Genomic DNA, 19,297 nt, shown 5'->3' on the forward strand with positions numbered 1-19,297 from the left:
TCCTCGGCGATGAGGGCGCCCGCAGCGAGGTCCCACGGGTTCAGGCCCCGCTCGTAGTACGCGTTCAGCTGCCCGGTGGCCACCGAGCACAGGTCGAGCCGAGCGGGCCTCCAGGGAGAGGCACCGCTCGGTTCCGTGAGCGCAGCCTGTGCGAACATCACGAATTCATAAAGGATAACCACGGCCGGCGGGATCCGGCCAGAGGCCGCCGCGCACAGGCGCGATCGGGGCACGACCCGCGGCGAGCCCCGGCGGGATCCTGCGCCGATCCGCCTCTCGGCGCACGGAATCCTTGTCGGCCCGGCCTGGGAGAGCGGTTACACCTCGTCCGCGCGCAGGCGGCGCAGCAGATCCTCCAGCTCGGCGAAGAGAGGATCCGGTGCCGCGATGAGCAGGCCGGAGCCGAAGGGCGCGCCGTCGAGTCCCGCGACCCGCGCGCCCGCCTCCTCGGCGATGAGGGCGCCCGCAGCGAGGTCCCACGGGTTCAGGCCCCGCTCGTAGTACGCGTTCAGCTGCCCGGTGGCCACCGAGCACAGGTCGAGCGCCGCCGAGCCGATGCGGCGGATGTCGCGGACCGAGCCCAGGAGCTCCTGCACCACGGCGCCCTGGCGCATCCGGCGGCCCGCGTCGTAGCCGAAGCCGGTGCCCACCAGCGCGAGCGAGAGGGAGGAGGGAGCCGAGACCTGCAGCACGACTCCGTCCCGCTCGGCTCCCCCGCCTCGGCTGGCCGTGGTCACCTCGCCCGTCGCTCCGTTCACGACCGCGCCGGCGAGCGCGGTCCAGGTCGCGGGATCCGGCTCCCCCTCCACCACAGCGATGCTGACCGCGTAGGAGGGGATGCCGTAGAGGTAGTTGACGGTCCCGTCGATCGGATCGACGACCCAGGTCAGCCCGCTCGTGCCGCCCCCCGACCCCGACTCCTCGCCGAGGAAGCCGTCGTCCGGACGCGCCTCGGCCAGGCGCCGGCGGATCAGCTCCTCGACCTCCCGGTCCGCGGCCGTCACCACGTCCTCCGGGGACGACTTCGACGCGGCGATCTCGACACCGTCCTGCCGCCGCTGGCGGGCGAGGTGCGCCGCCTCGACGGCGATCGAGCGGGCGATGGCGAGGAGGGGGGCGTTGTCGCTCATGGCCCCAGCCTAGGGATCGGGCCCATCATGGGGAGATGAGCACCCCTATCGCCCTCACGGGAGCCACCGGAGCCGTGGGCGGTCGCGTCGCGCGCGAGCTCGCCGACGCCGGTCACGCCCTCCGCCTGCTGGTCCGCGACCCGTCCCGCGCGCCCGAGCTCCCCGGGGCCGAGGTGGTGCGCTCCTCCTTCGCCGACGCGGGCGACTCGCTCGAGGGCGTGCGCCTCCTCCTGATGGTCTCCGCCTCCGAGAACGAGGAGCGCCGCGCCGAGCACCTCGCGTTCGTCGACGCAGCCGCCGCCGCGGGTGTCGAGCACGTCGTCTACACCTCCTTCGCCGGAGCCGCACCCGACGCGGTCTTCACCCTCGCCCGAGACCACGCGGCCACCGAGGACGCGATCCGCCGCTCCGGCATGGGCTGGACGTTCCTCCGCGACAACCTCTACCTCGACTTCCTGCCCGCGATGCTCGGCGAGGACGGCGCGATCCGCGGACCCGCGGGATCGGGCCGGGCCGCCGTCGTCGCGCGCGAGGACGTGGCACGCTCGGCCGCGGCGGTCCTCCGCTCCCCCTCCGAACACCGCGGAGCCGCCTACGAGCTGACCGGGCCCGAGGCCCTCACCCTCGACGAGGTCGCCGCGACACTGACGGCGGCGGGCCGCCCCGCCGTGTACGTCGACGAGACCCTCGGGGAGGCGTACGCGTCACGCCGCCGGTGGAACGCACCGGACTGGCAGCTGGACGCCTGGGTCAGCACCTACTCCGCGATCGCCGCCGGACAGCTGGAGCACGTGTCGGGCGACGTCGAGCGGCTGACCGGACGGCCGCCGCTCTCCCTCGCGGGGTTTCTGGAGCAGGAGGCGCGGGTCTGAGTCGATGGCGCGGGCCGGGCCGACAGCGCGGGCCGGGCGACCGCGGAGGCCGGGCCGACGGCGTGCGGGGTGCGACGGGACGAAGACGCCGGGCCCGGCGATCCGCCGGACCGGTGCTCCCCCGGAAAGGCACTCCGCCGGAACGGCGATCCCCCGACATGCGGAACGCCCCGCGCATCTCGTGATGCCGGGGCGTCTGCTGGGTGTTCCTGCTCGGTGGCGAGTGAGGGATTCGAACCCCCGAAGGCTACGCCGTCTGATTTACAGTCAGATCCCTTTGGCCGCTAGGGTAACTCGCCGTGGCGCACCCGACCGCGTGTTCACAACCGGAGGCGCTCAGCAAGGATACCCACGCGACCGGCGGATCGGAAATCGGTGCCGCGAGGCCTCTGTCCGCCTCCGCCGCGTAGCGGGACGCCGCCTCCGCGACCTTCCCCGCGTAGCTCCCGGCCGGGTTGTAGGCCGCGATCGCCGCCCGCCATCCCGACTCCGTCGAGAGGTCGCCGCCGGCGTCGCAGAGGTACCGGGCGGCGGTCACCGCCTGCTGGTCCACGTTCTGCGGATCCCATCCGCTCGACGCCCACGCCATCCACGTCGCCGGGATGATCTGCAGCGGACCCATCGCCCGGTCGACCTCGGCGTCGCCGTCCAGAGCCCCGCCGTCGTTGTCGGGGACCCGGTCGAAGCGCGCTCCGTCCAGGCGCGGACCGTAGATCGGCTCCGTCGGCCGCCCGTCCTCGCCCAGCTCGCCGCCGTCGATCGTGCCGTGCCTGCTCTCGACGTAGCCGATGCCGGCCAGGGTCGCCCAGTCCAACCGGCAGTCGGGGTCGACCGACGCCGTGAGGAGGGCCGTGCCCGCGTAGGCGGTGAGCGCACGCAGCGGGATGCCGCTCCCCTCGGACGCCGAGCCCAGCCACGCCTCGTCGGCGAGCAGTCGCACCGGCGTCGCCGCGGCCTGCTCGGGATCCTCCAGCACGACGGGGTCGGCCGCGACGGGAGCGGTCGCCGCGGGAGGGACGGTGGACAGGCCCTCCTCGACCGTCAGCGCGGGCGGCCGCTGGCCGCAGCCGGCCAGGAGGAGGCCTGCGAGCGGGACGAGGACGAGAACGGGGAGGCGGCGCACCCCTCAGAGGTACCAGCCGCGCCTGGGGCCGGGCTCCGCCACGCCTGAAAGCTAAACTCGGAGCCATGGCAGATTCAACGTTCGACGTCGTCAGCAAGATCGACAAGATGGAGGCGGACAACGCCCTGAACCAGGCCCACAAGGAGGTCGAGCAGCGCTACGACTTCAAGAACGTCGGCGCCTCGATCGCCTGGAGCGGCGAGAAGATCCTGATCAAGGCCAACACCGAGGAGCGGGCGAACGCCATCCTCGACGTCTTCCAGTCGAAGCTGATCAAGCGCGGCATCAGCCTCAAGAGCCTCGACGCGGGCGAGCCCTTCGCGTCCGGCAAGGAGTACCGGATCGAGGCCACCCTCAAGGAGGGCATCGACCAGGAGCACGCGAAGAAGATCAACAAGCTCATCCGCGACGAGGCGCCGAAGTCGGTCAAGTCGCAGATCCAGGGCGACGAGCTCCGCGTCTCCTCGAAGAGCCGCGACGACCTCCAGGCGACCATGGCGCTCCTGCGCGGGGCCGACCTCGAGCTCGACCTCCAGTTCGTCAACTTCCGCTGAGGAATGACGCACACGGGAGCACGCGCGTGACCGCCGGAATAGACGAGCCCGACCGGCGGGGCCGCACCGGACTCGACCGGGAGGGCCTCGACCTCGTCGGGAACCCCGACGTCGTCGTGAAGGAGGTCACCCTCCTCTCGAGCGACTGGTACGTCCTCCGCACCACCCGCTTCGACTACCGGCACCGCGACGGCAGCTGGACCAGCGAGCAGCGCGAGACGTACGACCGGGGGAACGGCGCGGCGGTCCTGCTCTACGACGCCGACGCGCGCACCGTCGTCCTGATCCGGCAGTTCCGCTACCCCGCGTACGTGAACGGCGACCTCGACGGGATGCTCCTCGAAGTGCCCGCCGGTCTCCTGGACGAGGACGGGCCCGAGGAGGGCGCCCGCCGGGAGGCGTCCGAGGAGACCGGACTCGAGGTCGGCCGGCTCGAGCACGTGTTCGACGCGTTCATGAGCCCCGGCTCGGTCACCGAGAAGCTGCACTTCTACGCCGGCCGCTACCGCGCGGGCACCCGCAGCGGAGCGTTCGCGGGACTCGCCGACGAGGGCGAGGACATCGAGGTACTCGAGCTCTCGTTCGACGAGGCGCTGACCCAGATCGGCGTGCAGATCGTCGACGCGAAGACGATCGTGCTCCTGCAGTGGGCGGCTCTGTCCGGCCCGTTCTCGCGCTGACGCGCGAGCGTCGCGGCTGCGAACGCGTCAGCGCGCGTACTCGGCGAGGGCGCGTCCGGTCAGCGTGTCCGCCGCCGCGAGCCCGACCGGAGTCCCCTCGAAGACGATCGTCCCTCCGTCGTGCCCGGCTCCGGGCCCCACGTCGATGATCCAGTCCGCGTGCGCCATCAGGGCGCGGTGGTGCTCGATCACCACGACCGAGTTCCCGGAGTCGACCAGCCGGTCGAGCAGTCCGAGCAGCGTGTCGACGTCCGCGAGGTGCAGGCCCGTGGTCGGCTCGTCGAGCAGGTAGACGGATCCGGACGAGGCCATGTTGATCGCGAGCTTGAGGCGCTGACGCTCGCCCCCGGACAGCGTGTTCAGCGGCTGTCCGAGAGTGAGGTAGCCGAGACCGACGTCGACGAGACGGGCGAGCACCGTGTGCGCCGGTCCGCTCGCGAAGAACTCCGCGGCGTCGACGATCGGCATCGAGAGCACCTCGTGGATGTTCCTCCCGCGGAGGCGGTACTCGAGCACCTCAGCGGTGAACCGCTTGCCGTCGCACTCCTCGCAGACCGACGAGACCGTCGCGGCGGGGCCCAGCTCGGTGAAGATCATCCCGGCCCCCTTGCAGACGGGGCAGGCGCCTGCCGAGTTCGCGCTGAAGAGCGCTGGTCTCACACCGTTCGCCTTCGCGAAGGCCGCCCGGATCGCGTCGAGGACCCCGGTGTAGGTCGCCGGATTGCTGCGCCGCGAGCCGCGGATCGGCGACTGGTCGGCCACCACCACGCCCGGCCGACCCGCGAGCGAGCCGTGCAGGAGCGACGACTTGCCCGAGCCGGCGACTCCGGTGACGACGGTCAGCACGCCCAGCGGGACGTCCACGTCGACGCCGCGGAGGTTGTGCGTGGAGGCCCCGCGGATCTCCACCGCCCCGGTCGGACGGCGCACGGCCTCCTTCAGCGGGACGCGGTGACCGAGATGACGGCCCGTCAGGGTGTCGGACGTGCGCAGCTGCGCCACCGTCCCCTCGAACCGCAGCTCGCCGCCGTGCGCACCGGCCCTCGGACCGAGGTCGACCACGTGATCGGCGATCTCGATGATCTCCGGCTTGTGCTCGACCACCAGGACGGTGTTGCCCTTGTCCCGCAGGCGGCGCAGCAGCTCGATCATCCGCGAGACGTCGTGCGGATGCAGACCCGCCGTCGGCTCGTCGAAGACGTACGTGACGTCCGTGAGGCTCGATCCCAGATGCCGCACCATCTTGACCCGCTGCGCCTCACCGCCCGAGAGGGTGCCCGACTCCCGATCGAGCGACAGGTAGCCCAGCCCGACCTGGACGAGGGCGTCGAGCGTCCCGAGGAGGGTCTCGACGATAGGAGCGACGGACGGCGCCTGCAGCCCGCGGAGCCACGCGGCGAGGTCGGTCGCCTGCAGCGCGGCGCACTCGGCGATGTTCCGGCCCCCGATGCGCGACTCCAGTGCCGCGCGGGTGAGCCGGCCGCCTCCGCACTCGGGACAGGCGGCGAAGGTGGCCACCCGCTCGGCGAAGGCGCGGATGTGCGGCTGCGCCGCCTCCTTCGCCAGGTAGAGGCGGGTGACCTTCACCAGGAGGCCCTCGTAGGTCATCGTCATCCCGGCGATGGCCATCTTCGTGGCCGGACGGTGGAGGAACGCGTCCATCTGCTCGGGCGTGAAGTCGGCGATCGGCACATCGGCCGGATAGAGGCCCGACTCGGCGAGGCCCTTCCAGTACCAGCCGCCGACGACGAAGTTGGGGATCGCGTCGAGAGCGCCGCCCTCGAGCGACTTCGAGCGGTCGATCAGCGCGTCGAGGTCGATGCTCGACACCCGGCCCGTCCCCTCGCACCGCGGGCACATCCCCTCCGGCAGGTTGAAGGAGAACGCACCGCTCGTGCCCGCGTGCGGATCGCCGATCCGGCTGAAGAGGATCCGCAGCATCGTGTACGCGTCGGTCGCCGTGCCGACCGTGGACCGGCCGTTCGACCCCATCCGCTCCTGATCGACGACGATCGTGGCCGACAGTCCGTCGAGCGACTCCACGTCCGGGCGAGCCGGCGACCCCATGAACTGCTGCACGAAGGCGGAGTAGGTCTCGTTGATGAGGCGCTGGGACTCGGCCGCGATGGTGCCGAAGACGAGCGACGACTTGCCGGAGCCCGAGACCCCGGTGAACACGGTGATCCTCCGCTTCGGAATGTCGACGTCGATCCCCCGGAGGTTGTTCTGGCGCGCACCGCGCACCCGGATGACGTCGTGGGGCGCGGCCGTGGTCATGCTGTCTCCGTCCAGAGCGGTGCCCGAATCCTAGAGGAGGCGCAAGGCGTCCACGCCGGAACGACGAACGGCCCTCCGGACTGCACCGGAGGGCCGTTCGGAGACCACGCGTCAGAGCGCGACCGGCTCCGCCCGCGAGATCGCGATCATGTCCTCGCGGGGAACGACCTTCACGCGCGCACGGCCCTCGGGCTCGCCGAGCGCCATCTCGTGCTCGTCCAGCCGGTGCCAGCCGTCGAGATCCGTGTAGGCGATCTCCCGCTCCTCGAGCAGGGCGACCACGGCCGCCTCCTCGGGGTGCTCGGGCGTCCACCAGGACGCCTGGTCGTTGAGCACGTGCGCGACGGTCTCCATGGCGTCGGACTTGGTGTGCCCGATGAGGCCCACCGGTCCGCGCTTGATCCAGCCGGTCGCGTACACGCCGTGGACCTGCTGGTCCTCGTCGTCCAGGACCTGGCCCTCGCGGTTCGGGATCACGCCGCGCATCTCGTCGAACGGGAGGCCGTCGAGCGGCGAGCCGAAGTAGCCGACCGCGCGGTACACGGCCTGGACCGGGACCTCGCGGATCTCACCCGTGCCGCGCACGCCGCCCTCGCCGTCCGGCTCGGTGCGCTCGTACCGGATCGCGCCGACCCGACCGGATCCGTCGTCCACGAACTCGAGCGGCTTCGCCCAGAAGTGCAGGTGGAGACGACGCGAGGCGCTCCCGACCTCACGGGTGCGCCACTGGTTGAGCACCCGGTTGATGACCATGACCTGCTTGTTGGTCGCGATGGCGGCCTCCGAAGCGGGATCGAGGTCGAAGTCCTCGTCGGCGACGATCATGTCGACGTCGCGCAGCTCGCCCAGCTCGCGCAGCTCCAGCGGCGTGAACTTCACCTGAGCGGGACCGCGGCGCCCGAAGACGTGCACGTCGGTGACGGGAGAAGCCTTCAGCCCCTCGTAGACGTTCGGCGGGACCTCGGTGGGCAGGAGGTCCTCGGCGTGCTTCGCCAGCATCCGCGAGACGTCGAGCGCCACGTTGCCGTTGCCGATGACGGCGACGGAGGACGCCTCCAGCGGCCAGGTGCGCGACACGTCGGGGTGGCCGTCGAACCAGCTGACGAAGTCGGCCGCACCGTAGGAGCCCTGGAGCTCGACACCCGGGACGTCGAGCGGAGCGTCGCGGACGGCGCCGGTCGCGAAGATCACGGCGTGGTAGTGCCGCTTGAGATCCTCGAGCGTGATGTCGGTCCCGAAGTGCACGTTGCCGAAGATGCGGATGTCGCCCCGGTCGAGCACCTCCCGCAGCGCGGTGATGATCCCCTTGATGCGCGGGTGATCGGGCGCGACGCCGTAGCGGACCAGGCCGTAGGGCGCGGGCAGGTGCTCGAACAGATCGATCGAGACGTCGTACTTCTTCTCGGCCTTGATCATGAGGTCGGCGGCGTAGATGCCCGCGGGACCCGCGCCGACGATGGCCAGCCTGAGCTTGGTCATTGCGTTCCTCCTGCCGGGGCGCCGCAGCGCACAACCGGTCTCATTCCTGCGGCGCAGGGCGCGCCGCGACGATCGGGGTCAGCCGTTGCGCTCGACGACGGTGTCGGCGAAGCGCGTCAGCGCCTTGCGGACGGAGCCGTCGGGCAGCGGAGCGAGGGCGGCGACGGCCTCGTCGGCCCACCGGTGGGCCTCGGCGAGGGTCTGCGCGGTGACGTCGTGATCGCGCAGCTGAGCGATGGCGTCCGAGATGTCGGCGCTCTGCTCCTCCGTGTGCGCGATGGCGTCGTTCGAGCGGCTCACATAGCTCTCGATGCGGGCGAGGAGAGCCGCGGCGTCCCTGTCCGAGGAGGCGCGCTCGCGCAGGCGCAGGATCGGCAGCGTCGACACGCCGGCGCGGATGTCCGTGCCGGGGTTCTTGCCGGTCTCCTCCGGCTGGGGAGAGAGGTCGATGACGTCGTCGACGATCTGGAACGCGACGCCGATCTTCTCGCCGAAGACGCGCATGGCCTCCTCGTACTCCTCCGGAGCCTCCGAGAACGCGACTCCCGTGCGGCCCGCCGCGGCGATCAGGGACCCGGTCTTGTCGGCCAGGACGGACAGGTAGTGCTCGACCGGGTCCTCGCCGTCGGTCGGGCCGACCGTCTCGTGCAGCTGCCCGAGGACGAGCCGCTCGAACGTGTCGGCCTGGAGCCGGATCGCCTTGTCGCCGAGCTCGACCATCAGCTGGTTCGCGCGGGCGAAGAGCAGATCGCCCGTCAGGATGGCCACGTTGTTGCCCCACACGGTCTGCGCCGACGGGACGCCGCGGCGCTTCTCCGCCTCGTCCATGACGTCGTCGTGGTAGAGCGATGCGAGATGCGTGATCTCGATCGCCTGCGCACCGAGCAGGACCTGCGGCGTGTTGCCGCGGCCCAGCGACGCGGCCAGGAGGGTGAGCATCGGGCGCACGCGCTTGCCGCCCGCCTCGAGGAGGTACCGGGTGGAGACGTCGGCCACGGCGTCCGCGAAGGACAGCTGCCGGACGAGACCCTCCTCGACCTGCTCCAGACCCGCGTCGATCGTGCGGGCGAGAGCCCGGTCCGACGAGGAGGAGAAGATGCGCTCGGAGAGGCCGAGCTGCGCCGTCAGAGACGGGCTGCGACGGGCGACGGGCGCAGTGGCGTTCACAGGGAAACCCTAACGTCTCGGCCTGTGCGGACCCCGGTCGTCATCGGGTCGCCGCGATCGGCTTGACGCCGCGGTGCAGCGCCACGATGCCAGCGGTCAGATCGCGGTAGGCCACGCGCTCGAAGCCCGCCGCGCGGAGCCAGGCGGCGACGACGCTCTGCTCCGGCCAGGCCCGGATGGAATCGCCGAGATAGTCGTACGCAGGATTGTTCGACGACGCGAGGCGCACGACGGCGGGCATGACCGTCGACAGGTAGAAGTCGTACGCGGCGGCCAGCGGAGCGATCGGCGGAGTCGAGAACTCGCAGATCACGACCCGGCCGCCGGGCTTCAGCACACGCAGGAACTCGGCGAGCGCCGTCCTCGGCTCGGCCACGTTGCGCAGACCGAACGAGATGGTCACGGCGTCGAACGACTCGTCCTCGAACGGGAGGTCCATCGCGTCGGCCTGGACGAACTCGATCCGGTCGTTGCCCGCCTGACGGCGACGGCCGACGGCGATCATCCCCGGGGAGAAGTCGGCTGCGACGACCTGGGCGCCCGACCGCGCCAGCGACGCGCTCGACGTTCCGGTGCCGGCCGCGATGTCGAGAATGCGCTCACCGGGAGCAGGGTTGACGGCGCGAGTCGTCGCGATCCGCCAGAGCCGGTCGTTCCCCACCGAGAGGAGTCCGTTCACCAGGTCGTAGGCGGGAGCCACGGTGTCGAACATCGAGGCGACCTCGTCGGGCCGTTTGGTGAGGTCTGCCTTCGTCACGATCCGCAAGTCTACGGCGAGACGAGGGACGGCGGCTGTGCATCCGCCGTCCCGCGCCCGGTCGGCGCGCTCCCCCCTGGGGAAGCGCCGGGACCGCCCCGCTCCGCCTCGCGCGGCGGCCCCGGACCGGATCACGGTAGCAACGGAGCCCTGCGCCCCGAGCCCCGCGGCATGGGACGTTTCATCCTCTGGCGCGGGCGTACCCTGCTGAGGTGACGCTCATCGGCGCTGGAACCCCCCTGCTGCGTGCGGAGACGACTCCACTGGACTCTCCGCCGTCGCTCCTCTCCCACTCCGACCCGAGGCGGCCCCTCCTCTGGCAGCGCGACGGCGCCGGCCTCAGCGGACGCGGCGAGGCCCTGCGCCTCGAGTTCTCGGGCCCGGAACGGCTGCGGGATGCGGCGGCGGCCTGGCGTCGGCTCTGCGACGCGGCGACGGTGGAGGACCGGGTCGGACTGCCCGGGACGGGGCTGGTCGCGTTCGGGACCTTCGCTTTCTCGAGCCGATCCGAGGCGACGAGCGTGCTGATCGTGCCGCGCACCGTGATCGGGACGCGCGACGGCCGGTCATGGCTGACGCGGATCACGATCGGCGAGGCGGAGGGACCGGATACGCCGAGCGAGGAGCCGCTGGGGGCGGAGTACCACGTGCCGCTCTCGCCGGGTGCGCTGCCGCCGGACGGGTACCGCGCGGCGGTCGCTGCCGCGGTGGAGACGATCCGGGCGGGTGAGCTGTCCAAGGTCGTGATCGCGCGCGATCTGAAGGGACGGCTCCCGCCGGGGGCGGACCTGCGTCGGATGCTGGGTGCGCTCACCGAGCGGTACCCGGACTGCTGGGGCTTCGCCGTGGACGGATTCCTCGGCGCCAGTCCGGAGACGCTGGTCGCGGTCGATCGGGGCGAGATCTCGGCGAGGGTGTTGGCCGGCACGGCCGCACGAGGCGAGGATCCCCTCGCCGACGCGGACGTGGAGGCCGCTCTGCTCGAGAGTCCGAAGGACCGCTCGGAGCACGCTTTCGCTCTCGCCAGTCTGGTCCGGGAACTCGAGCCCCACACACGGGAGCTGACGGCGGGCGCCGCCCCGTTCACGCTCCGCCTGCCGAACCTCTGGCACCTCGCGACGGACGTGCGAGGAATTCTGGACGACTCCTCCAGCGCGCTCGATCTCGTCGATGCTCTTCACCCGACCGCCGCAGTGGCCGGCACTCCGACCGCCGACGCCCTTGCGCTCATCGAGCACCTGGAGCCCTTCGACCGCGGTCGGTACGCAGGACCCGTCGGCTGGATCGACGGCAACGGCGACGGCGAGTGGGCCGTCGGACTCCGTAGCGCCGAGGTCACGGCCGAGGGCGCGGTCACGGCCTGGGCGGGCGCCGGCATCGTGGCCGACAGCGTTCCCGAGTCCGAGCTCGCCGAGACCCGCATGAAGTTCCGCCCGATCACCGACGCTCTGGCCTGACGCACGTCGGGAATCGTTGAAGCCGTCGGCTACCCGCCGCTTACCCCGCCCGGTCCCCGTCGAGCCGGGGAACCCCCGGCCGTCGTCCTGCGCCCACCGGCGGACGCCCGGGCAGCGCCGGCGGTCTGGTCGTCACCCGGCGGCCGGTCGGTGTGGTCCAGTCCGCTGTGCCGTCCGGATGGAGCAGATACGTCCAGCGGTCGCCGTGGCGCACGTGGTGGTGGGCGACGCACAGGGAGGCGAGGTTGTCGGGAGTCGTCTCTCCCCCGTTCCGCCATTCGACGCTGTGGTCGGTCTCCGTCGAGGACGCCGGCCGGGTGCAGCCCGGGAAGCGGCAGGTCTGGTCGCGGAGGCGGACCAGCAGCCTCATCCTCGGCGGCGGGAGGCGGTGGCGGCGCCCGACGGAGACGACCGCGCCGGTCTCCTCGTCGGTCAGCACGGGAGTGAAGGCGGCGTCGTCGTCGATGAGCGCTCGCACCGCCTCGGCGGGGATCGGCCCGTAGCCGTCGAGCTCGGCGGCCGCCTCGTCGTCACCTGCGGCGGTGCTCGCCGCCACGGTGACTCTCACCTCGGCCCGCAGCCCGGTCGAGGGCGCCGCGGCTCCCTCCGGAGTGGTCCCCGCCACGTCCCCGTGGCAGAGCAGGTCGGCCCACGCGTCGGCGCGGAGCTGCGCCAGCGTCCGCAGATCGCGGTCCCCTTCGGCGCCGTCCCGCAGATCCCTCGCGATGCGGTCGAGCCGGGCGAGCGCTCCGACGGCCTCGGGCGCGGGGACGTGCGCGCACACCGTCGCCATGCCGTCGATCCCGGCTGTCATCCACACCCGGCGGTCCTCACGGGCGCGAGCGTGCCGCTCGGCGAGGGGCTCGTCGTGCAGCTCCTCCCGCACCCGCGCGAGGGCGTGGCGCAGCTGCCCCGGGGTCAGCGTCTCCGCGAGGTCGACGGCCCGGTCGTCGTAGGCCGCGCGCGCCGCTGCCGGGAGGGTCGCCGCGACGGAGCAGACGAGCTGGCCGGCCTCCCAGCGCATCCTGGCGTCGGCGAGCGCGGAGCGGGTCCGCGGCAGCTCCTCCATCAGGAGCGAGGCGTGCAGCAGCTCCCTGGCGGCGGTGCGCTCGGAGACCCCGAGGGCGACGGCGAACTCCGCTCGGATCGACCGTTCGACGAGGTCCGTCGCATCCTTGCTGTCCGTCGAGGAGCCTCGGGCGAACGCGTCGGGACAGGTCAGCGCCGCGCGGTGTCCCGCGTGCAGCGCCTCCGCCGCGGTCAGGAGCACCGGGGAGGCGCTCCTCGCGAGCGCCGCCGCCCGGTCGCCGAGGGCGAGGACCTCTCCTCGCACCGTCTCCGCATCAGCCATGCCTCCAGCGAAGCAGCAGCAGACGAGCTGCGGAGCTCGAACGAGGCGTCCCCGGGAGAACAGCGTCCGACGACGACCTGTGGAGGACCGACCGACCGGACCCGTGCGGACTCAGCGCTCGAGCCGGATCTCCACGATGCCCGGCCCGTCGCCCGGCGAGGTCAGCGCCTGCTCCAGCTCGCCGCGCGTCGCCGCACGACGGTGGCCCCACCCGTAGGCGCGCGCGAGAGCCTCCAGATCGGCGTTCTGCGGGGTGAACTGCACGCGGTCGAACGCATCGGGATGCGAGCTCGATGCGACCTCGAGTCCGTCGAAGATCGTGCCGCCCCCGTCGTTCACGACGACGAGCTGCACGCGCGGGCGTCGCTCTCCGGGCGGGAGGAGGAGGCCGCCGGCCTCGTGGAGCAGAGTGAGATCGCCGAGGACCGCGCGGGTGACTCCGCCGGCTCCCTGCTCGGTCGCCTGCGAAGCCACCGCGATCCCGAGAGCCGTCGAGATCGTGCCGTCGATGCCGGCGAGGCCGCGGTTCGCCAGGACGGATATCCGCTTGCCCGGCAGGGTCCCGTCGGCGACGCGGATCAGCCGCGACGCTCCGAACAGCAGCCGGTCGTGCGGCCAGGTGACCTTCCAGACCGCGGCGACGACGAAGTCGCGGGTGAGCGGTGCCCTGATCGCGGCGAGGGCGTTGCGCGCGTAGCCGCGGCGGTCCTCGACCGACATCGACCCGGCGTCGGGGACCTCGTCCAGCTCGTCGGGGTCGACCGTCAGGGCGCGGCTCGCGGACACCCAGGATCCGACCCAGGCGCGCTCGCCGCGCTCGGGACGCGGCGACCCCTCGGGGCGGACCACGTCGACGCCTCCGACGCGGCGGGCGCGCCGGCCGGGGTTGTAGAACTGCTCGCGCACGGCGTCCACGACGATCACCTCGACGTCCTCGCGCCGCAGCAGCTCGGGGACCTCGCGGGAGAGCGTCGGGTGTCCGAGCACGATCGCCCGGCGGATGCGTCCGCCGAAGTCGGGCTCGCCGAGCAGGCCCCGCCAGGCGACGACGAGTTGCGGTCCGAAGCGGGCGCCGGAGGAGACCTCGGCGAGCAGCGGCCAGTCGCCGGCGCGAGCGATCTCCTCGGCCGCGGCGCCCGCCTTGTCCCCGGCGATGACGACCGTGAGCGGCTCACCAGGGCCGGCGGTCACGACGGCACCCGGGATCCCGGATCCGACGGCGGGCGACGAGACCGGTTCGATCCGCTCCATGTCGGGCAGAGCGGAGGAGAGCGGATCGCGGAAGGAGAGGTTCAGATGGACCGGCCCGCGGCGCGCCGCGGTGACGGCACGATCGGCGAGCGCCCGCGCGTCCTCGGGCAGGGAGGCGTCGTCCGGAGCAGCGACGTCCTCGAACAGCCGCACGGCACGCCCGTACAGCTCGCGCTGCTCGGCCGTCTGGTTCGAGCGGATGCCGCGCAGCTCGTCGGGCCGGTCGGCGGTCAGGACGATCATCGGCACGTCCGAGGCGTCCGCCTCGAGCACTGCCGGGTGCAGGTTCGCGGTCGCCGTGCCGGAGGTCGTGATCACGAGCGCCGGCATCCGGGATTCGAGGGCGAGGCCCAGCGCCAGGAACCCCGCGGAGCGCTCGTCGATCCGCACGTGCAGCCGGACGTCGCCGCGGGTCTCGAGCTCGGCCGCCACCAGGGCGAGCGCCTGCGAGCGGGAGCCCGGAGCGACGACGACGTCGCGGACGCCGAGCGCGACGAAGCGGGTGAGGAGGTCGACCGCGAATCGGGTGGAGGGGGCGACCGGCCGGTGCTCAGGCATCCCGGCGGCCGGGGCCGTCGGCCTCGCCCTGCTCGTCCATGTCGGCGAGGTCGCGCTCGAGCTGGGCGATGCGCTCTGCCTGCAGGCGCTCCTCCTCGGGGTCGCGCTCGGTGCGGAGGGTGCCGAGGAAGTCGGGGTCGTCGTCCGGAGCGGTGTAGCGGCGGCCGGCGGCGCGCTGCTTGCGAGGGCGGCCGATCCAGAACCACAGTCCCGCACCGATGACCGGGAGGATCAGCACCACCAGGAGCCAGGACCACTTCGGGATCGCCCGCACGGCGTGACGGTTGCTCATCGCGACGTCGATCACGGTGTAGACCGTGAAGACGGCGAGGGCCACGAGCAGGCCGATGACGAGGCGGATCATGGACACGAGTCTACGTCCGGCACCCCCGTCGGGGAGGGTCCGCACGGACGCTGGACAGGAGGCTCCCACGGTGCTCACGGAAGCGCGTGCAGGGGCCGACGTACACTGTCCCGGTGAAACTGAGCCGCGCGGTCGTCGTCTACTCGCTCCTGCGCCTGGCGATGTTCGCCGGCGTCTTCGTGCTGGTGTACCTGCCGGCGCGCACCTTCGTCGACTCGGAGCTGACGGCCGCGGTCACCGCGGGCTTCGTCGCCGCGATCGCGAGCCTGTCCCTCTCCTACATCCTGCTGAGGAAGCCCCGCGAGCGCATCGCGGAGGCGATCTACGAGCGCCGCAAGGACGTCCCGCGCGCCCCGACCGACGACGACGTCGAGGACGCCGCGGTCGACGCGACCCGCGACGACCGCTGAGCCGGGCGCTCCCGCCGGCGAGGGCTCCCCTCGGACGCGCGCCCGCTCGCACCAGGCCCGGCGCGCATCAGCCGGTCTCCTCCGAACCCGGCCCACCCGAGCCCGCCTCGTGCGAGCCGCCGCTCTATAACGCCAGCGCCGCCCCGAGGATGACCGCGTAGGCGAGCCCGCCCAGGCTGGTCAGCTGCAGAGCCAGGATGAGTTCCTTCGCCGTCTTCGCCGTCAAGGTGATCAGGATGGCCGGCAGGATCATCAGAAGCACGAAGAGCGTCAGCCACGCCAGCGGGTAGAACAGCGCGAGGATCACCGCGATGCCGAACGGGATCAGCACGAAGCCCGTGTAGATCGCCCGGGACACGGCCGGTCCCGCGAGGACCGCGAGGGTCCGCTTGCCCGAGAGGCGGTCGGTCGGGATGTCGCGGATGTTGTTGACCATGAGCACGGCGCAGGCGAACAGGCCCGCCGCCACGGCGCCGAGCCACGACTCCTGGTTGGTGCGGCCGATCTGCACGAACGTGGTGCCGACGGTGGCGACCAGGCCGAAGAACACGAAGACGAAGAGCTCGCCGAGCCCGAGGTAGCCGTAGGGGCGGCGTCCGCCGGTGTAGAACCAGCCGGCCGCGATCGCCGCCGCGCCGACGATCAGGAACCACCACTGCCCCGAGAGGGCGGTGAGCACGAGGCCGGCGACGGCCGCGATCCCGAAGAAGACCAGGGCGACGGTGAGCACCTGGCGGGGCTTCGCCGCTCCGGAGCCGGTCAGCCGCGAGGGTCCGACGCGGTTGGCGTCGGTGCCGCGCACGCCGTCGGAGTAGTCGTTGGCGTAGTTGACGGCGATCTGCAGGGCGAGCGAGACGGCCAGGCAGAGCAGGGCGCGCACCCAGTGCCAGCCCTCGTCGACGACCTGGGTCGCTCCGGTGCCGATGAGCACGGGGGCGACGGCCAGCGGGAGGGTGCGGAGGCGGGCGCCGGCGATCCACTCGCGGGGACCGGCGGGCTTCACGACGATCGTTCGCGGGCTGCCCCCGGGGCGGCCGCTGGAGGACTTCTTCTTGCGACTCGTACTCGACACGGAGGGAATCCTACCCACCGGCCCGTCGACGCTCGGAGCCGGTCAGCCCTGCTCGGCGAGCACCTCGAGGGCGCGGCGGTCGGGCTTCCCGGAGGCGAGGAGGGGGATGCGGCCGACGGGCAGCACGACCGCAGGAGCGGCGGCGCGCCCGAGGCGGTCGGCGATCAGGGTGCGCAGGTCGGTGAGCGCGGGAGCCTCCTCCGCCGTGACGACGACCGGGACCTCGCCCCACTGCTCGTCCGCCCGCCGCACGACGACCGCGTCGGGGACGGGCCCCTCGCGGAGCACGGCCTCGACGGCGTCGAGCGACACCTTCTCCCCGCCCGACACGATCACGCGGTCGAGCCGACCGGTCACCCGGAGGCGCCCGTCGACGATCGACCCCGCGTCGCCCGTGCGGTACCAGCGCTCCCCGTCGAGCTCGAGGAAGGCGGAGGCGCTGCGCTCGTGGTCGATCGCGCCGTCGGCGTCGAGGTAGCCCTCCGCGAGGGTCGGGCCGCCGAGCAGCACCTGCCCGTTCTCGACGCGCATCCGCACGTCGTGGAGCGGGACGCCGTCGTAGACGCAGCCGCCGGACGTCTCGCTCGATCCGTAGGTCAGGCGGATGCGCGCACCGAGGGCGGCGGCGCGGTCCCGCAACGGCTGCGGCGTCGCCTGGCCGCCGATCAGGAGCGCGTCGAACGAGCGGAGCGCCTCGGCCGCGGCCGGATCGCGCTCGGCGAGGTCCAGCAGCCGCGCGAGCTGCACGGGGACCAGCGAGGAGTACCGCCGCTCCCCCGCCGGCATCGTCCGAGCGAGAGCGAGGAAGGCCGCCGCGTCGAAGCCGCCGGCCGGGAGGACGACCGGGTCGGCCTCCGCGGTCAGCGAGCGGACGAGCACCTGCAGTCCCGCGACGTAGTGGGTCGGCAGGCAGAGCAGCCAGCGTCCCGGCCCGCCCAGCTCGGCGAGGGTCGCGGAGGCGCTGGTGAGCAGGGCCGCTGTCGAGAGCGCGACCCGCTTGGGCGGCCCCGACGAGCCCGAGGTCTCGACGACGACGGCGACGCGCTGCGGCACGACGGCATCCTCGGAGGCGGTCGCAGCGCCGGGGGCGGAGACGCGGATCGCCGGGCCGCTGCCGTCCAGGGCCGCGCGAAGAGCGAGGAGGACGGCCTCGACCGTCGCGTCGACACCGGCGAGCGGGCGGGTCACCTGCGTGCCCTCCGGCTCAGAACTGCCACGGGAACGGCGACCAGTCGGGCTCGCGCTTCTCGAGGAAGGAGTCGCGTCCCTCGACGGCCTCGTCGGTGCCGTAGGCGAGGCGCGTGGTCTCGCCCGCGAAGAGCTGCTGGCCCACGAGGCCGTCGTCCACGGCGTTGAACGCGTACTTCAGCATCCGGATGGCCGTGGGCGACTTGGTGAGGATCGTCTCGGCCCACTCCACCGCGGTCGTCTCGAGCTCGGCGTGCGGGACGACCGCGTTCACGGCACCCATCTCGTAGGCGCGCTGCGCGGAGTACTCCCGCGCGAGGAAGAACACCTCGCGCGCGGCCTTCTGCCCGATCTGGCGGGCGAAGTACGCCGAGCCGTAGCCCGCGTCGAAGGAGCCGACGTCGGCGTCCGTCTGCTTGAAGCGCCCGTGCTCGGCGGAGGCGAGGGTGAGGTCGCAGACCACGTGCAGCGAGTGCCCGCCTCCCGCGGCCCAGCCGGGGACGGCCGCGATGACGACCTTCGGCATGAAGCGGATGAGGCGCTGCACCTCGAGGATGTGCAGGCGGCCGTTCCGCGCGGAGTCGATGCCCTCGGCGGTCTCGCCGTCGGAGTACCGGTAGCCGTCGCGGCCGCGGATCCGCTGGTCTCCCCCGGAGCAGAACGCCCAGCCTCCGTCGCGCGGGCTCGGGCCGTTGCCGGTGAGGATGACGACGCCGATGCGCGGGTTCGTCCGGGCGTCCTCGAGGGCGCGGAACAGCTCGTCGACCGTGCGCGGCCGGAACGCGTTGCGGACCTCGGGCCGGTCGAACGCGACCCGCGCGATGCGGCCGGAGCGGTCGTGGTGGTAGGTGATGTCCTCGAGTGCGTCGAAGCCGTCGACGGCCGCCCAGCGGTGGGCGTCGAACAGTTCGGAGACCTGCGTGCTCATGCCACGACCCTACTGATCCGGACTGCACGGCGACTCGACACCGCTCGGGCGGACGGAAGGGGACCCCGCTGACGCGGAGTCCCCTTGCCGGTGCTCGCCCCTACTTGGCGGCGGAGGTGGTGCGGTTCTCGGCCGACACCATCCAGGCGTACTGCTCGAGGCTCTGGATGATCGCGTGGAGGAGGTCCGCGCTGGTCGGGTCCTCCTCGTCCACCTGGTCGTGGACCTCGCGCATGGTGGCGGCGGTGTTCTCGAGGCGGATCGTGACCAGGTCGACGGTCTCGGCCGTGTCGATCTCGCCGTGCGGGTACTCGGGGAGGGTGGTGGTCGCGGCGACGGTGTCGCTGCGGCCGTCCGGGATCCCGTGGAGGGCGCGCATGCGCTCGGCGATGTCGTCGCTGAACTCGCGCGCGGCCTCGATGATCTCGTCGAGCTGGAGGTGGAGGTCGCGGAAGTTCTTGCCCACGACGTTCCAGTGGGCCTGCTTGCCCTGGACGTGGAGCTCGATCAGGTCGACGAGGACGATCTGGAGGCTGTCGAGCAGCTCCTTGGAGGCCTTGAAGCCCTTCTCGGCGTTCTGGCGGCGGCTGGTCTTGGCACCGGAGCCCGCGGGGGCTTCGACGTGGCGTTCGAGGGTGGTGGTCATGGACCGTTCCTTTCTCTTGCAGTGCCGGGTGCG

Annotated in this window: 17 protein-coding genes, 1 tRNA gene and 1 pseudogene; 5 read left to right on the plus strand and 14 right to left on the minus strand. The window is 72.5% G+C overall.

The features are described 5' to 3' along the window. Both C5C71_RS17965 and C5C71_RS12355 read right to left on the minus strand, forming a co-directional pair. Nucleotides 1-104, minus strand: a pseudogene (locus C5C71_RS17965) (inositol monophosphatase family protein); the annotation flags it as partial. Nucleotides 105-317: 213 nt separating this feature from the next. Continuing rightward, nucleotides 318-1,130 (minus strand): inositol monophosphatase family protein, encoded by an 813-nt coding sequence (locus C5C71_RS12355; RefSeq protein ID WP_104247938.1) that lies wholly within the window; start codon nt 1,128-1,130, stop codon nt 318-320. A gap of 35 nt (nt 1,131-1,165) precedes the next feature. Between C5C71_RS12355 and C5C71_RS12360 the strand changes: the two genes are divergently transcribed. Beyond that, entirely contained in the window at nt 1,166-2,002 is an 837-nt protein-coding gene (locus tag C5C71_RS12360; RefSeq protein WP_104337794.1) for an SDR family oxidoreductase, read from the plus strand. A gap of 217 nt (nt 2,003-2,219) precedes the next feature. Here C5C71_RS12360 and C5C71_RS12365 read toward each other — a convergent pair. Next, nucleotides 2,220-2,301: transfer RNA gene (locus tag C5C71_RS12365), tRNA-Tyr, on the minus strand. An 889-nt stretch (nt 2,302-3,190) separates the two neighbouring features. Here C5C71_RS12365 and C5C71_RS12375 point away from each other — a divergent pair. Together C5C71_RS12375 and C5C71_RS12380 are read left to right on the plus strand one after the other, a co-directional pair. After that, entirely contained in the window at nt 3,191-3,679 is a 489-nt protein-coding gene (locus C5C71_RS12375) for a YajQ family cyclic di-GMP-binding protein (protein WP_104223606.1), read from the plus strand. Nucleotides 3,680-3,705: 26 nt separating this feature from the next. Beyond that, complete coding sequence (locus C5C71_RS12380; protein ID WP_104337796.1) at nt 3,706-4,359, plus strand: NUDIX domain-containing protein; 654 nt, start codon at nt 3,706-3,708, stop codon at nt 4,357-4,359. A gap of 27 nt (nt 4,360-4,386) precedes the next feature. Here the strand turns inward: C5C71_RS12380 and C5C71_RS12385 are convergent, their stop codons facing one another. From C5C71_RS12385 to ubiE, 4 genes are all read right to left on the minus strand, one after another. Then, on the minus strand, nt 4,387-6,636 hold the full coding sequence (locus C5C71_RS12385; protein WP_104326254.1) for an excinuclease ABC subunit UvrA: 2,250 nt from the start codon (nt 6,634-6,636) through the stop codon (nt 4,387-4,389). A 111-nt stretch (nt 6,637-6,747) separates the two neighbouring features. After that, a complete protein-coding gene (locus C5C71_RS12390; protein WP_104257164.1) occupies nt 6,748-8,115 on the minus strand; it encodes an FAD-dependent oxidoreductase in 1,368 nt (455 codons plus the stop codon). A gap of 78 nt (nt 8,116-8,193) precedes the next feature. Next, nucleotides 8,194-9,282, minus strand: a complete 1,089-nt coding sequence (locus C5C71_RS12395) for a polyprenyl synthetase family protein (RefSeq protein ID WP_104233415.1) — start codon at nt 9,280-9,282, stop codon at nt 8,194-8,196. Nucleotides 9,283-9,322: 40 nt separating this feature from the next. Further along, nucleotides 9,323-10,039 carry a bifunctional demethylmenaquinone methyltransferase/2-methoxy-6-polyprenyl-1,4-benzoquinol methylase UbiE gene (gene ubiE, locus C5C71_RS12400; RefSeq protein WP_104226060.1) on the minus strand — a complete coding sequence of 239 codons (717 nt, stop codon included), beginning with the start codon at nt 10,037-10,039 and terminating at the stop codon, nt 9,323-9,325. A 212-nt stretch (nt 10,040-10,251) separates the two neighbouring features. Here ubiE and C5C71_RS12405 point away from each other — a divergent pair, with 212 nt between their 5' ends. Then, on the plus strand, nt 10,252-11,496 hold the full coding sequence (locus tag C5C71_RS12405) for an isochorismate synthase MenF (protein WP_374954292.1): 1,245 nt from the start codon (nt 10,252-10,254) through the stop codon (nt 11,494-11,496). 40 nt (nt 11,497-11,536) lie between these two features. Here the strand turns inward: C5C71_RS12405 and C5C71_RS12410 are convergent, their stop codons facing one another. The 3 genes from C5C71_RS12410 to C5C71_RS12420 all read right to left on the minus strand — a co-directional run bounded on the left by C5C71_RS12410 (nt 11,537) and on the right by C5C71_RS12420 (nt 15,020). Continuing rightward, complete coding sequence (locus C5C71_RS12410) at nt 11,537-12,847, minus strand: HNH endonuclease signature motif containing protein (protein ID WP_104225906.1); 1,311 nt, start codon at nt 12,845-12,847, stop codon at nt 11,537-11,539. A gap of 111 nt (nt 12,848-12,958) precedes the next feature. Then, nucleotides 12,959-14,656: a 2-succinyl-5-enolpyruvyl-6-hydroxy-3-cyclohexene-1-carboxylic-acid synthase gene (gene menD, locus C5C71_RS12415; RefSeq protein WP_104337797.1), complete on the minus strand. Its 1,698-nt coding sequence runs from the start codon at nt 14,654-14,656 to the stop codon at nt 12,959-12,961. After that, the gene (locus tag C5C71_RS12420; protein ID WP_104225908.1) at nt 14,649-15,020 is read right to left on the minus strand and encodes a PLD nuclease N-terminal domain-containing protein; all 372 of its coding nucleotides are present in this window, start codon (nt 15,018-15,020) and stop codon (nt 14,649-14,651) included. The genes menD and C5C71_RS12420 overlap by 8 nt, the downstream gene beginning before the upstream one ends. 113 nt (nt 15,021-15,133) lie before the next feature. On the opposite strand from C5C71_RS12420, the gene C5C71_RS12425 reads away from it, so the two are divergent. Continuing rightward, complete coding sequence (locus C5C71_RS12425) at nt 15,134-15,430, plus strand: DUF4229 domain-containing protein (RefSeq protein ID WP_104239140.1); 297 nt, start codon at nt 15,134-15,136, stop codon at nt 15,428-15,430. Nucleotides 15,431-15,554: 124 nt separating this feature from the next. On the opposite strand, the gene C5C71_RS12430 is transcribed toward C5C71_RS12425, so the two are convergent. The 4 genes from C5C71_RS12430 to C5C71_RS12445 form a co-directional block, all read right to left on the minus strand. Then, entirely contained in the window at nt 15,555-16,502 is a 948-nt protein-coding gene (locus C5C71_RS12430; protein WP_374954293.1) for a 1,4-dihydroxy-2-naphthoate polyprenyltransferase, read from the minus strand. Nucleotides 16,503-16,544: 42 nt separating this feature from the next. Next, the gene (locus C5C71_RS12435; protein ID WP_104337799.1) at nt 16,545-17,690 is read right to left on the minus strand and encodes an AMP-binding protein; all 1,146 of its coding nucleotides are present in this window, start codon (nt 17,688-17,690) and stop codon (nt 16,545-16,547) included. A gap of 16 nt (nt 17,691-17,706) precedes the next feature. After that, nucleotides 17,707-18,618: a 1,4-dihydroxy-2-naphthoyl-CoA synthase gene (locus tag C5C71_RS12440; protein WP_068255374.1), complete on the minus strand. Its 912-nt coding sequence runs from the start codon at nt 18,616-18,618 to the stop codon at nt 17,707-17,709. Between the two features lie 100 nt (nt 18,619-18,718). Continuing rightward, nucleotides 18,719-19,264 carry a Dps family protein gene (locus C5C71_RS12445; protein WP_104223596.1) on the minus strand — a complete coding sequence of 182 codons (546 nt, stop codon included), beginning with the start codon at nt 19,262-19,264 and terminating at the stop codon, nt 18,719-18,721. Nucleotides 19,265-19,297: the final 33 nt, after the last annotated feature.

The organism is Rathayibacter sp. AY1C1 (genome assembly GCF_002932105.1).
Taxonomy (GTDB): domain Bacteria; phylum Actinomycetota; class Actinomycetes; order Actinomycetales; family Microbacteriaceae; genus Rathayibacter.